The sequence below is a fragment of the Mycobacterium montefiorense genome (assembly GCF_025823255.1).
GTDB lineage: Bacteria > Actinomycetota > Actinomycetes > Mycobacteriales > Mycobacteriaceae > Mycobacterium > Mycobacterium montefiorense.
The window spans coordinates 411,353-434,865 of record NZ_JACKVL010000017.1 but is presented as its reverse complement, the minus strand read 5'-3'; the positions used below and the strand labels follow the sequence as shown (position 1 = coordinate 434,865).

General features: G+C 65.8%; 25 protein-coding genes and 1 pseudogene. 15 read left to right on the top strand and 11 right to left on the bottom strand.

Annotated elements, in window-relative coordinates:
* Positions 1-69: 69 nt before the first annotated feature.
* Positions 70-855, top strand: coding sequence for a trans-aconitate 2-methyltransferase (locus tag H7K34_RS22040; RefSeq protein WP_264064143.1), 786 nt, complete (start codon positions 70-72; stop codon positions 853-855).
* Positions 856-860: 5 nt separating this feature from the next.
* Here H7K34_RS22040 and H7K34_RS22035 read toward each other — a convergent pair whose 3' ends face one another.
* Both H7K34_RS22035 and bluB read right to left on the bottom strand, forming a co-directional pair.
* Positions 861-2,222 carry a sulfatase family protein gene (locus tag H7K34_RS22035; RefSeq protein ID WP_264064142.1) on the bottom strand — a complete coding sequence of 454 codons (1,362 nt, stop codon included), beginning with the start codon at positions 2,220-2,222 and terminating at the stop codon, positions 861-863.
* A 150-nt stretch (positions 2,223-2,372) separates the two neighbouring features.
* Entirely contained in the window at positions 2,373-3,077 is a 705-nt protein-coding gene (gene bluB / locus H7K34_RS22030; protein WP_276059904.1) for a 5,6-dimethylbenzimidazole synthase, read from the bottom strand.
* Between the two features lie 40 nt (positions 3,078-3,117).
* Between bluB and H7K34_RS22025 the strand changes: the two genes are divergently transcribed.
* Positions 3,118-3,402, top strand: coding sequence for a hypothetical protein (locus H7K34_RS22025; protein WP_108922189.1), 285 nt, complete (start codon positions 3,118-3,120; stop codon positions 3,400-3,402).
* Here the strand turns inward: H7K34_RS22025 and H7K34_RS22020 are convergent.
* Positions 3,386-3,868, bottom strand: coding sequence for a hypothetical protein (locus H7K34_RS22020; protein ID WP_264064140.1), 483 nt, complete (start codon positions 3,866-3,868; stop codon positions 3,386-3,388). The two genes, H7K34_RS22025 and H7K34_RS22020, sit on opposite strands and share 17 nt — an antisense overlap.
* 68 nt (positions 3,869-3,936) lie before the next feature.
* Between H7K34_RS22020 and H7K34_RS22015 the strand changes: the two genes are divergently transcribed.
* Both H7K34_RS22015 and H7K34_RS22010 read left to right on the top strand, forming a co-directional pair.
* Entirely contained in the window at positions 3,937-4,620 is a 684-nt protein-coding gene (locus H7K34_RS22015) for a phosphatase PAP2 family protein (RefSeq protein ID WP_264064139.1), read from the top strand.
* Positions 4,621-4,658: 38 nt separating this feature from the next.
* Complete coding sequence (locus H7K34_RS22010; RefSeq protein ID WP_264064137.1) at positions 4,659-5,339, top strand: L,D-transpeptidase family protein; 681 nt, start codon at positions 4,659-4,661, stop codon at positions 5,337-5,339.
* 3 nt (positions 5,340-5,342) lie between these two features.
* Here the strand turns inward: H7K34_RS22010 and H7K34_RS22005 are convergent, their stop codons facing one another.
* Together H7K34_RS22005 and H7K34_RS22000 are read right to left on the bottom strand one after the other, a co-directional pair.
* Positions 5,343-5,822: a nuclear transport factor 2 family protein gene (locus tag H7K34_RS22005; protein ID WP_264064136.1), complete on the bottom strand. Its 480-nt coding sequence runs from the start codon at positions 5,820-5,822 to the stop codon at positions 5,343-5,345.
* A 4-nt stretch (positions 5,823-5,826) separates the two neighbouring features.
* Positions 5,827-6,447, bottom strand: coding sequence for a TetR/AcrR family transcriptional regulator (locus tag H7K34_RS22000; RefSeq protein WP_264064135.1), 621 nt, complete (start codon positions 6,445-6,447; stop codon positions 5,827-5,829).
* A gap of 38 nt (positions 6,448-6,485) precedes the next feature.
* Between H7K34_RS22000 and H7K34_RS21995 the strand changes: the two genes are divergently transcribed.
* From H7K34_RS21995 to H7K34_RS21975, 5 genes and pseudogenes are all read left to right on the top strand, one after another.
* Positions 6,486-7,715: a hypothetical protein gene (locus tag H7K34_RS21995; RefSeq protein WP_264064134.1), complete on the top strand. Its 1,230-nt coding sequence runs from the start codon at positions 6,486-6,488 to the stop codon at positions 7,713-7,715.
* Positions 7,716-7,869: 154 nt separating this feature from the next.
* Entirely contained in the window at positions 7,870-9,813 is a 1,944-nt protein-coding gene (locus tag H7K34_RS21990) for an Hsp70 family protein (RefSeq protein WP_264064133.1), read from the top strand.
* A gap of 91 nt (positions 9,814-9,904) precedes the next feature.
* The gene (locus tag H7K34_RS21985) at positions 9,905-10,291 is read left to right on the top strand and encodes a hypothetical protein (protein ID WP_264064132.1); all 387 of its coding nucleotides are present in this window, start codon (positions 9,905-9,907) and stop codon (positions 10,289-10,291) included.
* Positions 10,292-10,342: 51 nt separating this feature from the next.
* Positions 10,343-12,796, top strand: coding sequence for an ATP-binding protein (locus H7K34_RS21980; RefSeq protein ID WP_308203145.1), 2,454 nt, complete (start codon positions 10,343-10,345; stop codon positions 12,794-12,796).
* Positions 12,766-13,056 (top strand): annotated as a pseudogene (locus H7K34_RS21975) (NADP-dependent oxidoreductase); the annotation flags it as partial. The gene H7K34_RS21980 and the pseudogene H7K34_RS21975, both read left to right, overlap by 31 nt.
* Positions 13,057-13,075: 19 nt before the next feature.
* On the opposite strand, the gene H7K34_RS21970 reads toward H7K34_RS21975, so the two are convergent.
* Positions 13,076-13,711: a hypothetical protein gene (locus H7K34_RS21970; RefSeq protein WP_264064131.1), complete on the bottom strand. Its 636-nt coding sequence runs from the start codon at positions 13,709-13,711 to the stop codon at positions 13,076-13,078.
* Positions 13,712-13,828: 117 nt separating this feature from the next.
* On the opposite strand from H7K34_RS21970, the gene H7K34_RS21965 reads away from it, so the two are divergent.
* From H7K34_RS21965 to H7K34_RS21955, 3 genes are all read left to right on the top strand, one after another.
* A complete protein-coding gene (locus H7K34_RS21965) occupies positions 13,829-14,248 on the top strand; it encodes a MarR family winged helix-turn-helix transcriptional regulator (protein WP_264064130.1) in 420 nt (139 codons plus the stop codon).
* Between the two features lie 12 nt (positions 14,249-14,260).
* A complete protein-coding gene (locus H7K34_RS21960) occupies positions 14,261-15,088 on the top strand; it encodes a glycoside hydrolase family 16 protein (RefSeq protein WP_264064129.1) in 828 nt (275 codons plus the stop codon).
* Positions 15,089-15,212: 124 nt separating this feature from the next.
* The gene (locus H7K34_RS21955) at positions 15,213-16,043 is read left to right on the top strand and encodes a glycoside hydrolase family 16 protein (RefSeq protein WP_264064128.1); all 831 of its coding nucleotides are present in this window, start codon (positions 15,213-15,215) and stop codon (positions 16,041-16,043) included.
* On the opposite strand, the gene H7K34_RS21950 is transcribed toward H7K34_RS21955, so the two are convergent.
* Both H7K34_RS21950 and H7K34_RS21945 read right to left on the bottom strand, forming a co-directional pair.
* A complete protein-coding gene (locus tag H7K34_RS21950) occupies positions 16,044-17,546 on the bottom strand; it encodes a glycosyltransferase family 39 protein (protein WP_264064127.1) in 1,503 nt (500 codons plus the stop codon). It abuts the gene before it with no gap.
* 47 nt (positions 17,547-17,593) lie between these two features.
* Entirely contained in the window at positions 17,594-17,821 is a 228-nt protein-coding gene (locus H7K34_RS21945; RefSeq protein ID WP_264064126.1) for a hypothetical protein, read from the bottom strand.
* A gap of 119 nt (positions 17,822-17,940) precedes the next feature.
* On the opposite strand from H7K34_RS21945, the gene H7K34_RS21940 reads away from it, so the two are divergent.
* On the top strand, positions 17,941-18,246 hold the full coding sequence (locus tag H7K34_RS21940) for a hypothetical protein (RefSeq protein WP_264064125.1): 306 nt from the start codon (positions 17,941-17,943) through the stop codon (positions 18,244-18,246).
* Between the two features lie 4 nt (positions 18,247-18,250).
* Here the strand turns inward: H7K34_RS21940 and H7K34_RS21935 are convergent, their stop codons facing one another.
* The gene (locus tag H7K34_RS21935) at positions 18,251-19,822 is read right to left on the bottom strand and encodes an amidohydrolase family protein (protein ID WP_264064124.1); all 1,572 of its coding nucleotides are present in this window, start codon (positions 19,820-19,822) and stop codon (positions 18,251-18,253) included.
* Here H7K34_RS21935 and H7K34_RS21930 point away from each other — a divergent pair.
* Entirely contained in the window at positions 19,767-20,456 is a 690-nt protein-coding gene (locus tag H7K34_RS21930; RefSeq protein WP_264064123.1) for a GAP family protein, read from the top strand. The genes H7K34_RS21935 and H7K34_RS21930 overlap by 56 nt on opposite strands.
* On the opposite strand, the gene H7K34_RS21925 is transcribed toward H7K34_RS21930, so the two are convergent.
* Entirely contained in the window at positions 20,451-21,233 is a 783-nt protein-coding gene (locus H7K34_RS21925; RefSeq protein ID WP_264064122.1) for a hypothetical protein, read from the bottom strand. The genes H7K34_RS21930 and H7K34_RS21925 overlap by 6 nt on opposite strands.
* A 60-nt stretch (positions 21,234-21,293) precedes the next feature.
* Between H7K34_RS21925 and H7K34_RS21920 the strand changes: the two genes are divergently transcribed.
* On the top strand, positions 21,294-22,784 hold the full coding sequence (locus H7K34_RS21920; protein WP_264064121.1) for a bifunctional phosphatase PAP2/diacylglycerol kinase family protein: 1,491 nt from the start codon (positions 21,294-21,296) through the stop codon (positions 22,782-22,784).
* Positions 22,785-22,787: 3 nt separating this feature from the next.
* Here H7K34_RS21920 and H7K34_RS21915 read toward each other — a convergent pair whose 3' ends face one another.
* The gene (locus tag H7K34_RS21915; protein WP_264064120.1) at positions 22,788-23,513 is read right to left on the bottom strand and encodes a TetR/AcrR family transcriptional regulator; all 726 of its coding nucleotides are present in this window, start codon (positions 23,511-23,513) and stop codon (positions 22,788-22,790) included.

Genomic DNA, 23,513 nt, shown 5'->3' with positions numbered 1-23,513 from the left:
GGGCACCATACGGTAATACGGTTTGGTCTAGATGGCCGAATGGCTGCGGTGTTGATCAGGAGGACCGACATGTGGGATCCAGACGTCTACCTGGCATTTGCAGACCATCGCAGCCGCCCGTTCTACGACTTGCTTTCGAGAGTGGGGGCCGAGCGGGCGCGCCGGGTCGTCGACCTGGGCTGCGGACCCGGCAACCTGACGAAGTACCTGGAGAAGCGCTGGCCGGGCTCGGCCATCGAGGCGATGGACACCTCGCCGGAGATGGTGGCAGCGGCCCGGGAACGTGGCATCGATGCCTCGGTCAGCGACTTGCGCGAGTGGAAGCCGAAACCCGACACCGACGTAGTGGTCAGCAATGCGGCCCTGCATTGGGTACCCGAGCACGCCGACCTGCTGGTCCGGTGGGCCGGCCAACTGCCGGATCGATCATGGATCGCGGTCCAGATTCCGGGTAACTTCGAAACTCCGTCGCATGCCGCGGTGCGGGCGGTCGCGCGCCGCGAACATTACGCAAAGACGCTGAAAGACATACCTTTCCGGGTGGGTGCGGTGGTCCAGCCGCCGGCGCATTACGCCAATTTGCTGATGGATGCGGGCTGCCGGGTCGATGCTTGGGAGACTACGTATCTGCACCAGCTGACCGGGGAACACCCAGTGCTGGAATGGATTACCGGTACCGCGCTGGTTCCGGTGCGTGATCGGCTTGACGACGCGGGCTGGGAGAAGTTCCGTGAGGAGCTGATCCCGCTGCTGGACGACGCCTACCCGGCCCGCGCCGACGGCACGACGATCTTCCCGTTCCGGCGGGTGTTCATCGTCGCCGAGGTCGGCGGTGCCCGCCGCACCGACGGATAGGGTGCTTACTCCTCGACGCCGCGGTCGGCGGCGATCGCGGATCGGCTGGTCGGCGTCGTGTGATGGATTTGTAGATACGTTTCGGTATAACGCATCGCGATGCGGCTGCCGGCGAAGTCCGACGGAATCACGTCTCCGGTGCGCTGGCGCCAATCATTAAGGCGAACAGCCAGATCGGCGGCGATTGCGTCCATGCCCGAATCGCCCTCGGTCAGCAGATTGGTGGTCTCGGTGGGATCGGTTCGCAGATCGTAGAGTTCGCGTTCCGGCCGCGGCGACTTGACGAACGGCGCGACCGCCAAACCGGATGGACTCTCTTCGATGTCCCAGGGCAGGTCCAGTAGCGGGCGTGGCACGTAGTTCTCGATGTAGCTGTATTCCTTTGTGCGGATTGCCCGAATCGGATCGAACGAGTCGTGATAGGTCTTCATCGTGTACACCTGCTCACGCACCGGATCGGCCGCGGTATCGGCCGCGATCAGGGCGTGGGCGTGCGAGATGCCCTCGATATCGGCCGGCACGTCGAGGCCCAGCAATTCCAGCAACGTCGGGACTAGATCGACACCGCTGAACAGCTCGTCGTAGACCCGGGGTGGGATCGCCCGGCCGGTCGGCGGGCGGATCAACAGGGCGACGCCGGTTCCGGCGTCGTACAGCGTGGATTTCGCGCGCGGCAAGGCCGGGCCGTGATCGGTGAAGAACACCACCCAGGTGTTGGCATCCAGGCCGGTTTCGGTCAGCGTGTCGATAATCCGGCCAACCGCGGCGTCGGCCGTGGTGATGGCGCCGTAGAAGTCGGCGAGATCGCCGCGTACCTCCGGGGTGTCGGGCAGGTAATCGGGCAGCTCGACGGTCGCGCTGTCGGCCGGCTGGTAGCGGTCCCGTGGGTAGGGGCGGTGGGTTTCGAAAAATCCCGCGGTCAGCAAGAACGGTTGCTCACCGCGCTGCGGGGCGTCGTTGTGCAGCCAATCCTGGACTTTGTCCACCACGTAGTCGCAGTAGGAGTTTGACACGTCGAACTCGTCGAAGCCCAGGCGTTTCGGATAGGACGTCTCGTGTTGCATACCGAAAAGTGCTGAGTACCAGCCTGATTCAGAGAGTATCTGGGGCAGCGTTTGGACTCCGGCGCGGTATTCCCAGCCGTGATGGGCGAGGCCGACCAGCCCGTTGCTTTGCGGGTAGCGGCCGGTGAAGAACGACCCCCGCGACGGCGTGCACAGCGGCGCGGTGGCGTGGGCGCGGGTGAACAGGATGGAATCGGTGGCGAGCTGGTCCAATCGCGGGCTGTCGACGTCCGGGTGACCGTAGGCGCCGAGGTAGCGCCCGAGGTCGTGCCAGTGCACGATCAGTACATTGTCGCCCGTCACGGACACCTCCCTACCATGCCTTGCCGACCGGCGACGATACCGCAGCCACTTTGACCCCCTTCGCCGAACGTGCTCTGAGGGCGGGTTTTCGGCGATTTCCCAGCCCGGAGCGCACGTTCGATGCCGGGTAGTGCCAGCTACGCGCGTGCGTCACACGGGCCGGGTGTCCGGCGGCTGAGACCATCGGTTTTCGGAGACGAACTCCGACAGGGGTCGTGCGTGGGTCCACCCGTCGAGCTCCAGCGCCGGCCGATCGGGAAACTCGGGCACCGGGCCCACGCACAGGATGGCCACCGGCTCGGCATCCGACGGCATGCCCAGCAGCTCGGCCAGCGGTTGCGGGTCGAACAGCGAGACCCAACCGACGCCAAGCCCTTCGGCCCGGGCGGCCAGCCACAGGTTCTGGATCGCGCAGGAGACCGACGCGAGATCCATCTGCGGTAGCGTGCGCCGGCCGAAGATGTGGACGTCGCGTTTGTCGGCCAGCGCCACCACGAGGAGCTCGGAGCACTCGAGTATGCCCTCGACCTTCAGTCGCAGGAATTCCCCGCCCCGCGGTCCCAGCGCTTGCGCGGTGCGTGGGCGTTCTTCGTCGACGAGGGCATGGATGTCGCGGCGCACCGCGTCGTCGGTGATCCGGATGAAACGCCACGGCTGCATCAGCCCGACGCTGGGCGCGGCGTGCGCGGCCTGCAGCAAGCGGGCCAGCACCTCTTCGGACACCGCGCTGCCGGGCACGAACCGGCGCATGTCCCGCCGTTCGGCGATCACCCGATAGACGACGCGGCGGTCTTGTGGGCTGAACGCGTGTTCGCTCACAGCGCCATCGGGGGACTCGCCGGGGGAGAATGGCATTAGCGTCAAATCTATCAACGGCAAGCCAAGGGAGCGTGCAGTGAAGTATTCCGACGTGCTCAACCAGCTGCCCATCGACCGCGGCGCCCGGCGCGTCTACGGCGAGCCCTACGAGACGGCCGACGGCGTCACTGTGATCCTGGCGGAAAGGCCACTCGGCGTCTTCGTCATCCACCAGGGCAAGGCGACCTGGGTGCCCGCCGTCGACGCGAATCGCGTCGCACTGATCGGAGTGCTCACCGGCCTGCTCGCGGCGGTCATCGGCAGCCTGGCCGTGCTCCGGCAGCCGCCGTGGCCGCGGATGACAATCACGGAGAATAGGTAACGCCGACCGCCCGGACGACGCAGTCCGGCGTCATGTCAAAAGTCAACGATCGCAGCGGCAGTCCGCTCAGCACGTCTGCCGGGATAGCGGCCTTGTACTGCAGCGAGAGCTCGCCGCTGAACCTCTCGTCAACCTGCGCGACGTCGACGTTGACCTCCAGCCCCTCCGACGAGATCTCGGCTGTGGCCGCGCCGGCCTGTGCCGCGTCCCAGGGCACGTCGACGGTGACGCCGGCCAGCTTCGGCAGCATCGACAGCGTGGCGAGCACCCGTTGCCGGGTGAGCACCAGCGAGCCGGTGTAGTAGGCGACGCTGTGCGGCAACCGCACACCCGGGATGACGCCGCCGAACCGCCTGGTCACCGCGACAAAATCGGCAAGATAGAGCAGGCCCTCCGCCTCGACCTGAGCATGCAGATCGTCGGGTAGCTTGCCGATGCCGAGCAACCTGCGGACAAAGACCGCCATGACGCCAGTATGACGCGGAACCGGGAGGGGGTCACCAACCCGTCTGGTGCTCCTGGTATCGCTTAGGGATGACCCGCAGCCGGACCGCCATGGCCGTTTACCTCGCTGTGCTGGCCGTGGTGGTCTACGTGTCGATGTGGGTGGGCTACTCCCGAAATTGGGGCTGGCTGCATTGGATCGATTGGTCGTCGCTGAACGCCTCGCACGACGTCGCGGTCAAGCATCCGGCGTGGGTGCGGTTCTGGGATGCGGTGTCGTTCTGGCTGGGGCCGGACCCACTGCGGCTGCTGGACACAGTGGCGGCGGTGGTGGCGTTGCTGCGACGCAACGTCCGCGCGGCGCTGCTGTTGGTGGCTTGCGGCATGCTGAACGGGTTTGTGTCGCTGGCGGCCAAGGGGCTGGCGAATCGTCCGCGACCGTCGACCATGCTGGTGCCCGTGCCCCAGACGTCGTTTCCGTCGGGGCACGCGTTCGAGACGATGGCCGGCTGGCTCGCGCTGCTGGCATTCGTGGTGCCAATGATGGGCTGGGCGATGCGTCGCGCCGCAATCGCGGTGGGCGCGCTCTGCGTGGTGTTGGTCGGGATCTCGCGGGTCACGTTGAACGTGCATTACCCGTCCGACGTGGTGGCCGGCTGGGCGCTGGGATATCTGTATGTGTTGGTGTGCTTGGCGGTGCTTCGGCCTAAGCCCGTGGCGCGCTGGGTCTTTCATTGGTCACAGCGCCGTGACCCAACTGGGGCTAAAGCTTGACTTGACCCTGAGGTTGGCGTCACCTGACGATGGAGTGTATGCGCCGATTGCTAGCTCCGCTGTGCGCTATAGCGTGCTTCGTTTGGGTATCGCTTGTGCTCGCACCAATGGGAAGTGCCGCCCCGGCAGTCACCTCGGCCGGGACTCCGTGGTTTGCGAACGCGGTTGGCAATGCCACACAGGTGGTTTCGGTCGTCAGCACCGGCGGCTCGAACGCGACAATGGACATCTACCAACGCTCCGCCGCCGGTTGGCAGGCGCTGCGCACCGGCGTTCCGACGCATGTCGGCTCGGCGGGCATGGCGCCGCAGGCGCGCAGTGGTGTTCCCGCCACGCCGATGGGCGTTTACAGCCTCGACTCCGCATTCGGCACAGCGCCGAATCCCGGTACCGGGCTGCAATACACCCAAGTCTCCGGATCCAACTACTGGTGGAGCGGCGACGACCACAGCCCCACCTTCAACTCGATGCAGGTGTGCCAGAAGGCGCAGTGCCCGTTCAACACGGCTGACAGCGAGAACCTGCAGATCCCGCAGTACAAGCACGCGGTCGTGATGGGCGTCAACAAGAACAAGACCCCGGGCGGCGGTGCCGCGTTCTTCTTCCACACCACCGACGGCCAGCCCACCGAGGGTTGCGTTGCGGTCGACGATGCTCAGCTGGTGTCGATCATGAAATGGCTGCGGCCCGGCGCAGTCATCGCGATCACCAACAAATAGCTTTCAGTCGGCGCTCTTGATGGCGCGACCGGGTTTGAGCGTGAAGTTCATGCCCTCCAACGACATTGTGGCGTCATAGGTTCGGTCGTAGCCGGTGCCGCTGATCTTCCAGCCGCCGTCGGTGCGCCGATAGGTGTCGCGGTAGAAGGCCGCACCGATCAGCATGAAGTTGAGCTCGGCGACCATCACCCGGTCCTGCAGATACCAACTGCCCGTAGCGGTGTCGCCGTCGACGATGATCTCCGGATGGGTCACGCGGTGCTCGGTGACGACGTTGCCGGGCAGCGACGTACGCATGCACTCGACCAAGTCGGCGCGGTTGGTGAAGTGCAGCTCGTTACCGATCGACGGCCCGTAGTCGGCCTTGATGTCCTCGGTCAGTGTGTCGCTGAAGTCGTCCCAGTGCTTGGTGTCCAGCGCGCGCAAATAGCGGTATTTCACTTGCTTGATGGCTTCGATGTCGGCAAGATCGTCGAGGGTCATCCCGTCATTGCAGCACACGGGTGACCATGTCGATCAGGGCCCGTCGTTCCAGGCTCCAATCGATGGCGGTTCCGGTGACCATCTGGGCCAGCACCACACCCCGCAGCGTAGCCCAAATCACCTCGGCCACACCGATATTCGCCGGATCAGTAGTGATCAGCCGGCCGAGCTGGGCGATCGCCGAGTTCATTTCGAGCAGGTGCCGTCGCGAGGACTGACCCAGGCTGCCGCGGGTGGCTCGCAGGATTTCGAAGGCGGCCATCGACGTCGGGCTGCTGTAGCAACTCCATGCGGTGTCGATGACGACCTCGATGCGCTGTTGCGGCGGTAGCGCGCTGACGTCTGCCGACGACAGGCTCTCGATCAGTCTGTCCACTCCATCGTCGACAACGGCCATCAGCAGGCCGTTGCGATCCCCGAAGTGGTATTGGATGACGCCCCAGGTGACGCCGGCGCGTTCGGCCACGTGCTTGGCAGTGGCGGCGGCGAACCCCTCCTCCTGGATGCAGCGGACCGTCTCGTCGATGATCTTCACCCGGGTGTCGTCGCCACGCTTGCGCGGCGCACTGGTACGCCGGGTCGGACTGACGGAACGCCCGGGTGTCTGGCCTGCAGCAATAGACATTGTTGACTTTATAACATAGATACATCTATTTTTGTAGCGTGAGCAGCCCCTCGCGCTATGCGCAGTTGTCCCGTGCAGAGCTGGCCGTCCTTGTACCCGAGTTACTGCTGATCGGCCAGCTGATCGACCGATCTGGGATGGCCTGGTGTATTTCCTCGTTCGGTCGCGAGGAGATGGTGCAGATCGCCATCGAGGAATGGGCGGGCGCCAGCCCCATTTACACCAGGCGCATGCAGCAAGCGCTCAACTACGTGGGCAACGATGTGCCCACCATCTTCAAGGGCCTGCAGCTCGACATCGGCGCCCCACCGCAATTCATGGATTTCCGCTACACCGTGCACGACCGATGGAATGGCGAATTCCACCTCGACCACTGCGGCGCCCTGCTCGACGTGGAGCCGATGGGCGAGCAGTACGTGTTCGGGATGTGCCACACCATCGAGGATCCGACTTTCGACGCCACCGCGATAGCGACCAACGCGCGCGCCCAGGTGCGACCGCTGCACCGGCCGCCGCGGACCCCGGCGGACCGGAAGCCGCACTGCGCGTGGACCGTCATCATCGACGAGTCCTATCCCGAAGCCCAAAGCATCCCGGCCCTGCACATCGTTAGCCAAACCCGGGCTGCGACATGGGAACTCGATGCCATCGACCGCTCGGACGAGGGGCAGGCGGATTACTCGGGTCCGTTGCTCTCCGATTTCGACTTTGCCGCCTTCTCGCATTCGGCCCTGGTCCGGATGGCCGACGAGGTCTGCCTGCAGATGCACCTGCTCTATCTGTCGTTCGCGATCGCGGTGCGAGCGCGTGCCGCCGACGAGGCCGAAGCCCTCGGGGTCTGCACCCGCGGCCTGATCGGCATCGCGGGCCTGGCCGCCGAACGCATTCACCACGCCCTGAAACTTCCCGGCGGGATCCAAGGAGTGTGCCGCGTCCTCGAGCTGCATCCGCTGCTGAATCCCGTGGGCTACGTTGCCGCAGAGGTGGAGTCGAACCGCCTGCACGTCGCGCCGTCGCCGGCGCACGACGACGCTTCGTGGATCTCGTTGTGCTCACCCCGAACCGTTGCGCCGCTACAAGCGATCGCCACTGCGGTGGAACCCCACATCGAAGTCCGAGTTAGCGGAACGGCCACCGACTGGACTGCGGAGCTGATCGAAACTGACACGCGCGCCGAGGAACTGCCAGAGGTTTCGGTGGTCAGAGTCAGCGGCGGTGCGACATTCCAGTTTGAACCGAGGCGTTCGCTGCCGCTCACCGTGGTCTGATACGCGGCTTTTTGTCAAGGGGTCTGCGGTACCACTTCGATGACGCAACCGCATCGAGCGGATACCAATGGCATTGCGAAGCATCGGCTTTGCGCGTGTCCGCGGCTATCGTTAACGCTGGCCACCGACCCCTATAGACGGAAGTATTCGCTCTATGTACGACCCACTTGGGTTGTCGATCGGAACCACGAACCTGGTCGCAGCGCGTAGCGAAAGCCCGCCGGTTTCACGTCGTGCGGTACTGACGCTGTACCCGCACTGCGCACCGAAAGTTGGTCTCCCCGACGAGAATCCGAACCTTACTGAGCCCGGCATGTTGATGAGCGGGTTCGTCGACCGCGTCGGCGACTCGGTAGCGCTGGTGTCCGGCGACGGCTCCGCGCACGACCCCGACCTGTTGATGGTCGAGGCACTGGACGCGATGGTGTTGGCAGCAGGTGCGGACGCGGGTTCCTCGGAGATCTCGATCGCCGTCCCGTCGTACTGGAAACCCGCTACTACACAGGCATTACGCAACGGATTGCGGACACATCTGGGCTTCGTCCGAAGCGGTATGGCACCGCGCCTTGTGTCGGATGCGATCGCATCGTTGACCGCGGCGAACGCCGAGCTGTGCCTTGCCGCAACCGGTGTCGTCGGATTGCTTGATTTCGGCGGCTCGGGCACGTCAGTGACGCTGGTTGACCTCGCGGGTGATTTTAAACCGATCAGCGCCACAATGCGTTACACCGACTTCTCCGGTGACGAGATCGACCAGGCGTTGTTGCTCTGCGTATTCGAGGAGCTGGGGCACGGTAGCGGTATCGACCCGGCCAGCACCGCCGCGGTCGGGCAGCTCGCCAGGCTGCGCGAGCAGTGCCGTTCCGCCAAAGAGCAGTTATCCACCGAGCGAACAACGGAATTCGCGGCAGAGCTCGGCGGTCGCCGGGCCACCATGAAGTTCAGCCGTGACGAGCTGGGTGACCTGATCCAGGACCGGCTTACCGGACTCATCTACGCGTTCGACGATATGTTGTGCCGGCACCGCAAGGGCTGGCCCGATCTTTCCGCGGTAATCACTGTCGGCGGTGGAGCCAGCATTCCTCTTGTCAACGAACGACTTTCGGTGCACTGCCGCCGACCGGTCATGTCGCCGTCGCTACCCGCATCCGCGGCCGCTGCCGGCGCGCTGTTGCTGGCCGCGCGCGGTGAAGAAGTCGACTTGCGCACCCGCACGTCCGTCGGCTTGCTTGCCGCGTCTTCGGGCAGCGACGTCATCGAACTGCCCGCCGGTGATCTGTTGGTGATCGACCAGGAAGCCCTCACCGATCGCGAGTTGGCTTGGTCGCAAACCGAATACCCCGGAGATATCCGGGTGCCTTACACACCGGAGGCGTTCGACGAAGAAAGTAATCCCGGTGGCTGGTCGATGCGCCTGAACGTGATCGACGCACCCCGGGGACGGGCATGGCGGCGAGTGCGGCTGTCGCAGTTGGTCGTCGGGATGTTCGCCCTGGTCGCCATGACCGCGGTCGGCGGTGTCGCATACACGTTGACGGGGATTGAAAACCGCCAGGCTCCTCCGGCGCCCTCCGTCGCGCCGATGCCGCTGCCACCGGTCAGCTCGCTGGTGCCCAGTCCGGCTCCGCCGCCTCCGACGGCGGTGCCGCCGCCGCCGACTGCCGCGCCGATTCCCAGCTCGGTGCCGCCACCGCCGCCTCCGTCGCCACCGCCACCGCCCCCGCCGGTCGTAGTGACCACGCAGCCGCCGCCGGTCTACACCACACACCGTCCGCCGCCGCCACCACCTCAGACGACGACTCCTCCGCCGCCGCCCACGACGGCAATGACGACTCCGACCACCGAGCCGCCTCCGCCGCCGCCCCCGACGACACCGACCACCACGACGACGGTGCCGATGACCACACAGTGGATCCACGTTCCGCTGCTGCCGGTGCCGATCCCGATCCAGGTGCCGGCGACTCAGGCGCCCGCGAACCCGGCTCCGCAGTATCCGGCCCAGCAATATCCCGGGGAGTACCCGGGTGGCGGATATCCGGGTGGCGGATATCCCGGCGGAGGGTACTCGCAGAACCCGTTCTTGGGGCCCGGCTACTAGCGGGTGCGGTTCGGCCGCGAGTAAACTTCGTGGCGGATCGCCGCGCGCGGGCGCACACTGGGCTTAACGCTACGAGCTGCAAGGAGGCCACGTGGGCGAGCATGGAGCGTTCGGATTTGATCCCGAGGAGTTCGATCGGGTGATCAGGGAGGGCGGCGAGGGGCTGCGCGACGTGTTCCAGCGGATCAGCAGGTTCGCGGTCGCTCCAGGCGCCGGGACGGGCTGGTCGGCGTTTTTCGACGACTTGGCACGGCGGCCCCGCTCCGGACCGGAAACCGCCGGTGAGGCCGGCGACGGCGTCTGGGCGATCTACACCGTGGACGCCACGGGTGGTGCCCACGTCGAACAGGTATACGCGAGCGAGCTCGACGCGTTGCGGGCTAACAAGAACAATGTCGATCCGAAGCGCAAGGTGCGTTTCCTGCCGTACGGCATCGCGGTCGGCGTGCTCGACGACGATTCGGACGAGCAAACTTAGTGGCCTTTTCGGGCGTTCCCACCAGCAGGGATAACGCCTAGGGTTTCAAACGTGACGCCAGCATCGCCGGTGTGCCAGGTGTGCGGCTCAGTGCCGCGTCAAGGCGCGCGCTTCTGCGATTCCTGCGGCGCCCCGCTGGCACCCAACGTCGAGACGGCCGAATACAAGCAGGTGACCGTTCTCTTCGCGGACGTGGTGCGGTCGATGGACATCGCCGCGTCGTTGGGCCCCGAGCGGCTGCGCGAGGTGATGACCGAGCTGGTCAATCAGTCGGCATCGGTGGTCCAGCGCTACGGCGGCACCGTCGACAAGTTCACCGGTGACGGCATCATGGCGCTTTTCGGTGCACCAATCACCTTGGAGGATCACGCTTTTCGTGCGTGCCTGGCGGCCCTCGACATTCAGGAGGTGGTCCGCCAGCTGGCAGTCGAGGTGGGCCGCCGCGACGGGATCGACCTCCGCTTGCGGGTCGGGCTGAATTCGGGCCAGGTGATCGCCGGCGAGGTCGCGACCCACCTCGGGTACACCGCAGTCGGGGAACAGGTGGGCATGGCCCAGCGGATGGAATCGATGGCACCGCCCGGCGGTGTCATGCTCAGCGAGTCGACAGCACGGCTCGTCGAGGACCGAACCGTGCTGGGCGAGCCTGAGACCGTGCACATCAAGGGTTTCGCCACTACCGTGCCGGCCCGGCGCCTGCTGGCGGCCGACGGTGAACACCGCAAGCCGCGCCGTCAGTCCCGTCTCGTCGGGCGGCAGCGGGAGAAGGACGCCGTCGCGCAACTGCTGGAACAGGCCAGCCGCGGTGCGGGAACCGTGATCACGGTGACCGGCCGCCCGGGCGTGGGCAAGACCAGGCTGGTCCGCGAGTCGTTAGCCGCAGCGCGCAATGCCGGATTCGAGGTGTCCTTCACCTATTGCGAATCCCACACCCGCGAGATTCCGTTCCACGTGATCTCCCGGCTGCTGCGCGCGGTCTTCGGTCTCGGCGGACTCACCCTCGAAGTGGCGCGGGCGCGGGTGCGCACCGAAATCCCCGGGGCGGGTGTCGAGGATCTGGTGCTGCTCGACGACTTGCTCGGCATCCGGGACCCCGATATGCCGTGCCCGGATATCACCCCGGATGCCCGCCGTCGCCGGCTGGTCGACCTGATCAACACCATTTCGCTGGCCCGGCCCGAGTCCGCGATCTATGTCATCGACGATGCCCAGTGGATCGACAGCGTGAGCGAATCGCTGCTCGCCGAATTCGCGGCGGCGATATCCGGGATGCAGGCGACGCTGCTGGTCGCCTATCGGCCCGAATACTCGGGGCCGCTGTCCCGGATCCCGGGCGCTCATTCGTTCGCCCTTGAGCCACTGGGTAATTCGTACATCACCGAACTGATCAACGAGCTGCTGGGGGCCGACCCTTCGGTGGCAGGATTGTCGACGGTGATCGCCGACCGGGCTGGCGGGCTGCCGTTCGCCGCCGAGGAGATCGTGCGTGATCTCGCCGAGCGGGGCGAGCTCGAGGGCGCGCCGGGCGCCTACGTGTGTGTGCGCGAAGTGCGCAGAATCCATGTTCCGGCCAGCCTGCAAGGCATCATCGGGGCACGCATCGATCGGCTCAACGCCACGGCGAAGCGCACCCTGAACGCCGCCGCCGTCATCGGTGCGCAGTTCGACACCGAATTGCTGAAATGTCTGCTCGGAGCCGTCGACGTGGCCCCACTGGTCCAGGCGGCACTGGTCGAACAGGTCGGCTTCACACCACACGCGACGTACGCCTTCTGCCATCCGCTCATTCAGGCGGTGGCCTATGAATCGCAATTGAAGGCCGGCAGAGCGGAACTGCATCGCCGGGTGGCTGCGGTGTTGCAGCGCACCTACGGCGAATTCACCGGCCAGGAGGCCTCGATCGTCGCCACGCAGTACGCGGCGGCCGGGGATTTGCGTCAAGCCTATGAGTGGTACATGCAGGCCGGGACCTGGTATGGCGGACGTGATATCCGCGCGGCCCGGGCCAGTTGGCAACAGGCCGAGCGGTTCGCGGACCGGCTCCCCGACGATCACCCCGACCGGCCGGCTATGCGCATCGCGCCGCGAGCCCTGCTGTGCGGCAGCGTGTTTCAGGTTGGCGGCACGCCCGACGAGACTGGTTTCGACGAATTGCGTGCGCTAACCACGCAGGCCGGCGACAAGAGGTCATTGGCCGTCGGCATGGCGGGCCATCTCACCACGCTGACGTTTAACTCCCAGCACCGGGAGGCGGCTGCCATGGCGATGGAGTTCGCCACGCTCGTCGAGTCGATCGGTGACCCGGCGATGACAGCCGGGCTGTTCTATGCCGCCGCCCAGGCCAAGTGGGAGGTCGGTGAGGCGACCGAATGCCTGCAGCTGGCGCAACGGATCATCGATGTCGCACACGGCGATCCCACCATGGGCAACTTCGTGATCGGCTCCCCGCTGGCCTGGGCGATCACGTTAAAGGGTTGCTCTGCGGCGTCATCTCCAGCTACCTGACCGGTGAGCACCCCGGGCCCACCAACTACGTGAACCTGCTGTCGAAGACGGCGCTGATGCAGGGATTCAACTCGCTCGACCAATGGGGCCGTTTCGACGAAGCCTTTGCCGCACTGCGTCGATGGGAAGCCGAAGGCCGGCTCAAGCACCGCCAGACCATCTTTGATGGCATCGAGTCGTGCGTGGACGCCCTCAACGGACTGTTCACCGGCGCCAATATCGGCAAGACATTGGTGAAGGTCAGCGCGCCCACCAGGTAAAGAGCCGACGGCGCCCTAGTCAGTCCTGCCCGAGAACGCGGTGTAGCGCCTTCTTGGCCTCGCGCAGCGCTTCGAGAACCTTGGTCCGCGCCTCGGCGAGCTGTTGCTTCTGCTCGTCGGTGCCCGTCCAGGTGATCGTGCGTGCCAGGCCCGCGATCTCGAACAGCTCCCGGCGGATCTTGAAGACATCGCCGAACTGACCCGCCCGCTTCAGAAACGCATGCGCGGTCTCGCTGCTGATGCCGCGCCAGGCCAGCAGGTTGTTGCCGAGCTCGGTCAAAGTAGCCACGCCGTTGTCGACCGTCACCACGCCGCGGCCGGCAAGCAGACCGATGGCCAGCTCGGCGATGTCCTGCGGAGGAGTCAGCGCGCCGTCAGTCGCGTCAGACACCCGCTGAACAACTTGCGCGGCGTCGGCCGGCCCGTCGAGCAGCAGCGCCGCGGTCACAAAGGCCGCGCGCTTGAGCGCCGGTCGACCACCGGGACCGAATCCGCCACCGAAACCGGGGCCGCCCGGCCCGCCATGACCCCAACCGTGTTTGCCCCAGCCGCCGGGGCCGCCTGGGCCGCCTCCGAAACCGGGCTCACCGAAGCCGCCGAACCCGAAGCCTCCCCCGAAACCACCGGGGCCGCCGAACAATCCGTCACCAGACATCCTTCATTCCTTTCCGCATCAGACCATCAATCTCCTTGATACTACCGACTCCGGCAATGTCAATAAAGTTGATGGTCCTGCCGTGCTGACCGACGGGCGCATGCCAGCATGTGGGGCATGAGTTCTTCTCACGATGAGCCGTTGGGGTTCCTGTTGTACCGAGTGATGGCGTCGTTGCGGCCCCAGGTTGCCGCGGAGCTCAAACCGCTGGGGCTCGGGCTGCCGGAATTCGTGTGCATGCGAATCTTGGCCAAACACCCCGGACTTAGCAGTGCCGAGTTGGCCCGCGGTACCAACGTTTCGGCACAGGCGGCCAACCAAGTGCTGCGCGCGCTCGAGGACCGCGGCGCGCTAAGGCGGCCGGCCTCGGCGCCGAGCGGTCGGGCGATGCCGGCCCGGCTGACGCGGCGTGGCAACGCCCTACTGAAGCGCGCGGACACCGCTGTCGAGGTGGCCGAACAGCGAATTCTGACGCGGCTCACCGCGGAACAGCAAAGTCAGCTCAAAGAATTGCTCTATGCTGCGGGCACCTCTTGAACCGAAAGCGGTGTGCTGATGCTCGATCGTCGCCGCGCGATGATGCTGGCGGGATTCGGCGCGCTGGCCGCCGTCATCCCCACGCCGTCGTCCGGAGCCGCGCCGGCGCGGTCAGGCTCATACCTGTTTCACGATGAGTTCGACGGCCCGGCCGGCTCGGCTCCCGATCCGTCGAAATGGGTTGTGGCGAACCACCGTACCCCGATCAAGAACCCGACGGGGTTCGACCGTCCCGAGTTTTTCGGGCAGTATCGCGACAGCCGCCAAAACGTGTTCGTCGACGGCAAATCCAACCTTGTCCTGCGTGCCACCCGAGATGGCGGCAACTATTTCGGCGGCCTGGTGAGCGGCACCTGGCGCGGGGCCATCGGGGCGACCTGGGAAGCCCGCATCAAACTCAACTGCCTCACTGGCGGCTGCTGGCCGGCTTGGTGGTTGTCCAATGACGACCCGGGCCGTAGTAGGGAAGTCGACTTGATGGAGTGGTACGGCAACGGGCAGTGGCCCTCGGGGACCACCGTGCACGCAAACCCGGACGGCACGGCGTTCGAGACCCGCCCGATCGCGGTCGACGGCGGGTGGCATACCTGGCGAGTGACGTGGAATTCCGGCGGCATGTACTTCTGGGAGGACTATGCCGACGGCATGGAGCCCTACTTCAGCGTTCCGGCGACCGGCATCGAGGATCTCAACGACCCGGTCCGCATGTGGCCGTTCAACGACGTCGGCTACACGATGTTTCCGGTGCTCAACCTCGCGGTCGGTGGTTCAGGTGGCGGCGACCCCGCGGCGGGCGCCTACCCGGCGGAAATGCTGGTCGACTGGGTGCGCGCCTTTTAATGCGCCAGGGGCAGGATGCGTACCATCGGCGCGCGTGGTTGTATAACACCGTTTGCGGGAGTTAGCCGCGGGGGAACCGTGCCGAGTCGGAGGCCCCGGCTTTAGCGATTGGTGGTAGGTGGATATGGATCGTCGCCGCATGATGTTGACGACGGGGCTCGGCATGCTGGCGGCCGCGGCATCGATGCCTCTCCCGGAGGCCTTGGCGTCCCCGTCAGCGCCGCAGGCGCCGCCGTCGGCTGGTGGTGGTGGGCCCTACATCTTCGCCGACGAGTTCGACGGACCCGCGGGCTCTCCGCCCGATCCGGGCAAGTGGACGATCCAGACCTGGCAGGACGACGTCTACCCGCCGGTCGCGGGGATTTATCGCGACGACCGCCGCAACGTGTTCCAGGACGGCAACTCCAACCTCGTCCTGTGTGCCACCAACGAATTCGGGACCTACTACACCGGCAAGCTGCGCGGCAATTTCCGCAGCATGATCAACCAGACGTGGGAGGCGCGGATCAAACTGGATTGTCTGACGCCTGGCCTGTGGCCCTCGTTCTGGGGCGTCAACGAGGACCCGCTGCCCGACGGCGAGGTGGACATTTTCGAGTGGTACGGCAACGGCCAATGGGCGCCGGGTACCACGGTCCACGCTGCATCCAACGGCAAGACCTGGGAAGGTAAATCGATCCCCGGCCTGGTCGATGGCGCCTGGCACACCTGGCGAATGCATTGGGGTGAGAAGGGTTTCGAATTCTCGCGGGACGGCTCCGAGTACTTCAAGGTCCCCAACAAACCCATTCACGTCGCCGGCGGCGCTCCCGACGATTTCCGTTGGCCGTTCAACATTCCCGGCTATTGGATGACGCCGATGTTCACGCTTGCTGTCGGCGGCGTTGGTGCCGGTGACCCCGCCGCGGGGGTGTTCCCGGCGTCCATGCTCGTCGACTACCTCCGCGTCTGGTGATCACCGCGTCGCTTTGAATACCTGAACAAGGTTGAACTGCCAGCGCTCGACAAGCCGGAAGCCCAGGTCGTGTGGCACCGCGAAAGCCGGTGTCGCCCCGTAGCGCGGGCCGGGTGGCAACGCCGAACCCTGCTCGTGGGCGGGCAGCGACTCGTCGCCCTGGGTGATTATCCATACGACGTGGCAACCGCTGAGCGGTTTGGCGACAACTTCCGGAATGAGGTTGGTGTCGAAGACGTCCCTGCGTTCCGTTGCTCGTTGCCACAGGGTGAGGTCGATCAGCTTCCGGTAGGCGTCGGGGCGCGCGGCCAGCAACGGCCGCATCGGTGCGGGCATAAACGTCACGGTGTCGTTAATCAGTAGACAATCGCCGGGCGCTGCCTCGGCGGTGATCAGATCGGCCACCTGGCTGTAGTCCATTCCGTACTTGGCGTACGGGCTACGTTGCACCCGAAGGTAATTCGGCGCCGCAGCAACGGCGAAAGCGGTGACGAGTGCTGGCGCTACCCACGGTTTGGCCGCTAATGCGCCAATGCAGACGCCCAGCACCAATGCCATCGCCGGCGCGGTGAAGCACAAGTAGCGCGGCGTGTAGATCGGATGGACCAACGCCGACCACACCACGATCAGCGCGGTCGGTATCAGCAGCCACGCAATCGCCAAGGTCAGCAATTGCCGATCTGCCGCAACCAGTTTCACCGACATCCAGCGCCACACGACGATGGCTGCGGCGATCACCACTGCCGACAACACCGCGAACGGTGGGCTCCGTTCGAAGTACTGCTGAACCATCACGTCTTCGATCGTTCGGTGCCCGATCGGTGCGACCCAACTGATCTGATGCACCTGCCCCGCGGCGGTGACCAAAAGCGGCGTCACCGCGCAACTCGCCAGAACAGACGTGACGACGAAGGAGACGACGACCGGTCGGGTGCGCAGGAAAGCGCAGATGAACGCGAAGTGCACCAGCAACAGCAGCGCCAGGTATACATCGAACACGATCGAAACCGCTTGGGCGACACCGTAAGCCACCCAGACCCAAGTGTTGTGTCGACGCGTGGCTGAAACGAACAACATGGTCAGCCATACCGCGGCCATCATCGAGATCGCGTACGGGCGGGCTTCGATACCTGCCCACGTCGACCGCGGCAGCACCGCGCAGCTAAGCCCGGCGGCCAACGCGACGGTACGAGAGGAGAACTGGTTGCCCAGCACCACCACGCCGGCCGCCGCACCCCCGACAGCCAGACCGCTTGGCGCCCGAGACCAGAATTCGGTGGGTTCGACGATGTGGAACCAGCCGTGCATCAGCAGGTAGTACAGGCCGTGGACGGCATCGACGTTGCTGAGCATCTGCCACAGCTGGCCGAGCGAACGACTGTAGGCGGCGGAGATGGTTGCGGCCTCGTCGTACCAAAAAGAGGGACGACCCGCGCCGGCCAGGCTTACCGCGGCGGCCAGTACTCCGACGATCAGCGGGTCCAGCACGCGACGCCCTGACACACCGTCATGGTGCCAGAAGCGATCCCGGACTCGGCCGGGCGCGCCTGCTAGTTGGTCAGGTACAGGAAATACAGGCCGTCGCCATGCTGGCGACAGTCCCAATGCGTGTATAGGTGGTTGTCCTGGGTGATCTCGACATGCGGGCCGTCGGTTTCGCAGGCCGCCAGCGTCGAGTAGGAACCCTCGACCTGAACTTCGTCGGCGTTGGCCACGCCCACCGCAGTGGTCATCAGGCCGCCCAAGGCGAGTAAACCGGCAGCGATAACCCTGTTCATGCGGATCTCCCCTGTCGTTTCGGTCGTGCGAGGCGAACTATATCGATTTGCCGGGGCCGCTGAGGGGCAAATGGAACGAGTCCACTAGAGACTCCGCTATTCGAACGTATGATCGAACAATGGGGCTGCTGGCGTCGATCGGATACAACGGGCAGCCGGTCCGCAACCCGTTTCGGGTGGTGCGTCCGCCGATCGCGGTGCTGATCGATCTGACGGTGCTCTTCCCGCGCGAGCCGCACCGCTCGGGCAGCTACCAGCCCGACGGCCTGCAGCTGCACAAGGTCGTCGAGGGGTGGCTGAGCTGCTGGGGCCTTTGTGAGCAGGGCGACTGGTGGGGGTTGGTGACCTATCCAATCGTGTACGGCTCCAAGCGGAAAACCGTGACGCACTGGGTACCGGCCTGGACGCTGCGCAGGAGAAGCTAGGCCGCTACAGCCGGCGGCCCTGCACGTAGGTGCTGGCGATCGATGTCTCGCGGGTACGCATCAGCAACCCGAACAGCGTCTGATCCCGGGCCATCGCCGGGTCGTCGGAGCGCACGCCCTCGGTGATCACCGCGCGCAGCGCCGGCGTGCGGTTCGGGTCGATGACGACGAAGTCGGCCTCCTTGCCGACGTCGAAGTTGCCGAAGCGATCCTCCATGTCCAGCGCGCGGGCGCCGCCGAGCGTACCGATGAACAGCATCTCGGCCGGATGCATGGACACGCCCGCATCGCCCGGCTCACCGATGTGCACCTTGAAGGCCGTGGCGAGCACCTGGGGAATCGGCCACTCGTCCCCGCCGCCGAAATCCGTTCCGGCAGCGATGTTTACCCCGGAGGCGACCGTGCGTCGCCACGGCATGGTGCCCGAGCCGAGGAATTGCTGCGAGACCGGACAGTGCGCGATGGACGTGCCTGTCTCCGACATCCGTTGCAGCTCGGCGTCCTGGCAGTGCACCGCGTGCGCCATGATGCTGCGCCGCCCGAGCATGCTCGGGCCGCCGGCCGTCGAGCCGGGCAGGAACTTGCCGTCATAGGTGTCCAGGTACGAGTCGACCTGATAGAGCTGCTTGGTCGTATCGACTTCACCGGTGCCCGGGCGGTTGTTCTCGTTGAGGTGAGTGTGGAAGTACACGCCGCGGTCTCTCACCGAATCATATAATTCGCCAAGCCTTTTCAGTGTCTGCGTGGTTACCGCGATCGCGAATCGCGGTACCAGCGCCACGTGCAGCCGGGCGGTCTTTACATTGCCGGTGTCGGCCCCATGCCACTTGTTGATCTCTTCGCGGGCCAGCCGGATCGCATCGTCTTCCGACGTCATCAACGGCTTGGCCGCCGGTGGTCCGACGGTCTGGATGCCGCGGCCGCTGACGATCCGCAGACCGCGGCGTGCGGTTTCGGTGAACAATGCATCCTGGGCGTGCGGAAACGGGGATCCGAAGACCATGGCGGCCGTGGTTCCGCTCCCGATCCGCCGATCGCAGAACTCGACCGCCGCCCGCTGCGCGAAGTCCCGGTCGGCGAAGCGAGCTTCCGCGGGATAGATGCAGTGGTTCAGCCATTCCAGCAGCTGTCCACCGTTGTACGAATCGCCCGCATAGGTCTGCGGGAAATGAACGTGAGTATCGACGAACCCCGGCAGCACGAACCCCGGCCGGTGATCTGTCGCGGGTGTTGATCGGTACTTGAGAGGCACGCCGGCGCGGTCTCCGCAGAAGGCGATCTTGCCGTCGTCCTCGACCACCAACGCGCCTTCTGGGATGGACACCAAGGCGTCGACGGCTTCGGACACCAGCGGAGAGCCGGCGAGGTGGAAAATGTGCCCAAGGTGAATCCGAGCCACGCGTTCTTCCCCTAATGTTTTCCTCGAAGGTTGCGCTGCAATCACATACAACCACCCAGGCGTGTTTAGCGACTGCCCGGACAGCGAGCACACCGCGCTCGGTGGCACGGCGGCGGTCTCGATGAGAGGATTGCTGCCCGTGGCAGGAAGCTGGAGCTCGCTGTTACCCACGCTCATTCCGCTGGCGCTCGTCACCGCCGTCTCTCCGCTGTCGATCATCCCGGCTGTCCTGGTGCTGCACGCGCCGCAGCCACGGCCGGCCGGGCTGGCCTTCCTGGGCGGGTGGTTGTTCGGGCTGGCGGCCCAGACCGTGCTGTTCGTCGCCGGCTCCGGTGGTCTCGGCGATATGCACAAGTCGACACCGACGTGGGCGTCCTGGTTGCGGGTGGTGCTCGGGTCCGCGCTGATCCTGTTCGGCATCTACCGATGGGTGACTCGGCATAGGCACACCGAGTCGCCCGGCTGGATGCGTTCCTTTTCCACCATGCGCCCCAGGCGCGCGGCCATCACCGGGCTGGTGTTGACGGTGGTCCGGCTGGAGGTGCTTCTGATGAACTTGGCGGCCGGCTTGGCCATCGGTACCAGCCACCTGGGCCATGTCGACAAACTGTCGGCCGGCATCGTCTTCGTCGCCGTATCCGCGTCAACGGTCGCGATCCCGATCCTGGCCTACGTGGCCGCGGGCCATCGCCTCGACGATTTCCTGGAACGCGTCAGAGACTGGATGGAGAAGAACAACGCCGCACTGATGGCGGCAATCCTGGTCTTGATCGGCCTAATGGTGCTCCACAACGGAATTCGCGCGCTATAGCGTCGGCAGGTAGCCCCCGTCGGCCAGGCCGGCCTGCGCTTCGAGCCGGTTGGTCTTGCCAAACAGCCTGTCGCGGACCACTTCCCAGATGTAGGCAGTGATCATGCGCGTGTGGCCCTTGGCGGCCCACTGCTGGGAATGCAGCTCCTCGTGGTGCAGCACCCGGTCCAGCGCGAGAATGCTTTCCGACGGCCGGCCATTGCGGTCGGTGTACCACGCGTGCCCGGACTCGACGATTTGGCGGAGCCGTCGGGCGGGCCCGGTGGGGTCTTCGACGTCAACCGAGACATTGACCATGAAGATGTCACCCCACGCCGTGCCGCCCTGCTGGCTGAACAGCTGCTGGATCCGGTTGCCGCCGACGCCCATCAGCATGCCGTTCGGGGTGGTGACGAGGCGGCCGCCGTTGCGGTACACCAGCCCGACGTCCTGGTCGTAGCTCCAGCTGTTCGCCTGCTGGCGAGCGATAATCCGCCGGACCTCGTCGACGCCGTACGGCGTCTCGGGGAAATCCGTGGGCGGCCTCGTCGGGCCGCCATAACCGGTGCCCGCGTTGAGAATGTAGGTCAGCAGCGTCGCGTCGCGCGCCTCGTCGCCGGTGCTGCCCGGCGGGATCAGAAAGAACGACTTGCCGTCCGGATCGTTGATCTCCGCCATCTTTTCGAGGACCCGAAAGCGGTCACGGGCGATGCCATGCTGACCGGCGATCGCGGCGGTGACGGTGCCCGCTACACCCAGACGTTCGGCGTTGGCCAGCCACCTCCGGTGATAGTCCACTGCCGCCCGCCTGGTCATAGTGCGTCAATTCTTATCAGTCACAACGTTAAGGTGTAGCGAATGAGCAGGGGGCCCTGGCAATGCGCGCGCGGAATCAAGCAGATCACCCGGGGTCTGGGCACCCTCGATCGCGAGTTGTTCGTCGCGGTGGCCGAAACCCCCACTCCGCTGCTCGACACGGTGATGCCTCCGCTGACCCGGGCGGCCGACCATTCCAAACTGTGGTTTGTCATCGCCGGCGGACTGCTCGCGACACGCAAGCCCGCCGCGCAGCGCGGCGCGAGCCGTGGGCTCGTGACGCTCGGTGTCACGAGCCTGTTCACCAACCAGATCGCCAAACGAATCCGCCGGCGCCCGCGCCCGCTTTATGACTCGGTGCCGGTGGTCAGACGAGCCCACCGCCGCCCGACGTCCAACTCGTTCCCGTCGGGGCACTCGGCCAGCGCCGCCGCGTTCGCTGTCGGAGTGGGCTTGGAGAATCCACCGTTGGGCTTCGGGCTGGCGCTACTGGCCGGGCTGGTCGGATTGTCGCGAGTGGCAACCGGCGCGCACTATCCCGGTGATGTCGTCGTGGGATTCGGCATCGGTGCCGGGGTTGCCGTTCTCGGCGGCCGGCTGGTCCCGCCGGTCGTCGAAACCGCTCTGCCGCAATCGGAACCGCTGCGCGTCGAGACGCCGGAACGGCCCGATGGCTCCGGCGTGGTCCTGGTGGTCAATCCGGCGTCGGGCAGCGGCACCGGCGCTCGCGTCGTAGACGAGGTTCGTGCCGAGCTGCCAGCGGCCGAGATCATGGAACTGGGTCCAGACGATGACCCCGAGCAGGTAATGCGCAGCGCCGCCTCGCGGGCCGAGGTGCTCGCGGTGGGCGGCGGTGACGGAACCGTATCGACCGCCGCGGCCGTCGCCGTCGATGCGGGGCTCCCGCTGGCGGTCTTTCCGGCCGGCACGCTCAACCACTTCGCGAAGGACATCGGCTGCGACACGGTGGGCAAGACCGTGGCGGCGATCCGTCGCGGCAGCGTGGCCCGCGTTGATCTGTTGTGCCTCAACGAAAGTCGGCTGGTGATCAACACCGCCAGTATCGGCGCGTATCCGGCGTTCGTGCAGCAGCGTGAAAAGCTGGAGAAGCGCATCGGCAAGCCGCTGGCCGGCTTCTACGCGATGCTGCACACGCTGCGCAGCGATCAACCCGTCCGTATCCGCTACGACAACAAGACGTTGCTAACTTCGCTGTTCTTCCTTGGTAACTCGTTGTACCTGCCGACCGGGTTCGCCCCGTCTCGCCGCAGTCGGATGGACGACGGCCTGATCGACGTGCGCATCCTGGAAACCGGCCGCCGGTTTGCCACAACCCGGATCCTGACCGCCCTGGCCTTCGGACGGCTACTGCGCAGCCCGCTCTACCACGAGCTGCAGGTGCCCGAATTCAGCTTCTCGGCCGTGGATGAGCCGACGGTTGTCGCCCATGACGGTGAGGTCGGCGACGAATATCGCGAGGCCACCTTCAGCGCGAAATACCGGATCCTGCCGGTGTTTCGTCCGCCTCGCTGAGGCCTACCCGCCGGTTTGATCGGCCAGGCGGTCGAGCCACTCCGCCATCATCGCGTTCTCGCCCGCAGTCAAGGCGCTATTAGTGTTGCCGCGCAACGACTCTCGCAATGCGCCAGCACGTCCGGGGAGATCGGATGGGGCCGGTTCCCGCGAGCCGTCGGTCGCTATCGCCGCGATGGCGTTCTCCCGCGTGATGACAGACAATTCGGGGTCGCGTTCCTGTGGTGGTACGCGAATCTGCGCCAAAATGTGGCCCATTGCCGCGCCGTGCATGAACTCCACGGCGCGCTTGACGCTCATCCTGAGCAGGCCGTGATCGCCGATGCGCGCGATCAGTTGGTGCAGGATGTCCATCGATTCGGCGACCAGCGCCGGCGACCTACCGGGGCGCGGCCGGACGTAGGCGAGGACGTAGCTGTCGGGGTGGGCGAGGCCGAAATCGACATGCAGGTCCCACGAGTCGCGGAAGTCCTGCATCGGGTCGTCGGTGATCACCGCCTGTCGCTTGTCCTGTAGATAGCTCTGCAACACATACCCCGTGACCGCGTCCAGCAGGCCCTGTTTGTCGCCGAACTGCCGGTAGATGGTCGGCGGTTGGACACCCGCGGCCGCCGCGACGGCCCTGGTCGAGACCGCGTCGACGCCGCCGGACTCAAGTAGTCCGGCGGCGGCCTCCAGCACCTTCTCCGCCGATTCGGCGCCGGGAGTTCTGGTTCGCAGACCATCCAT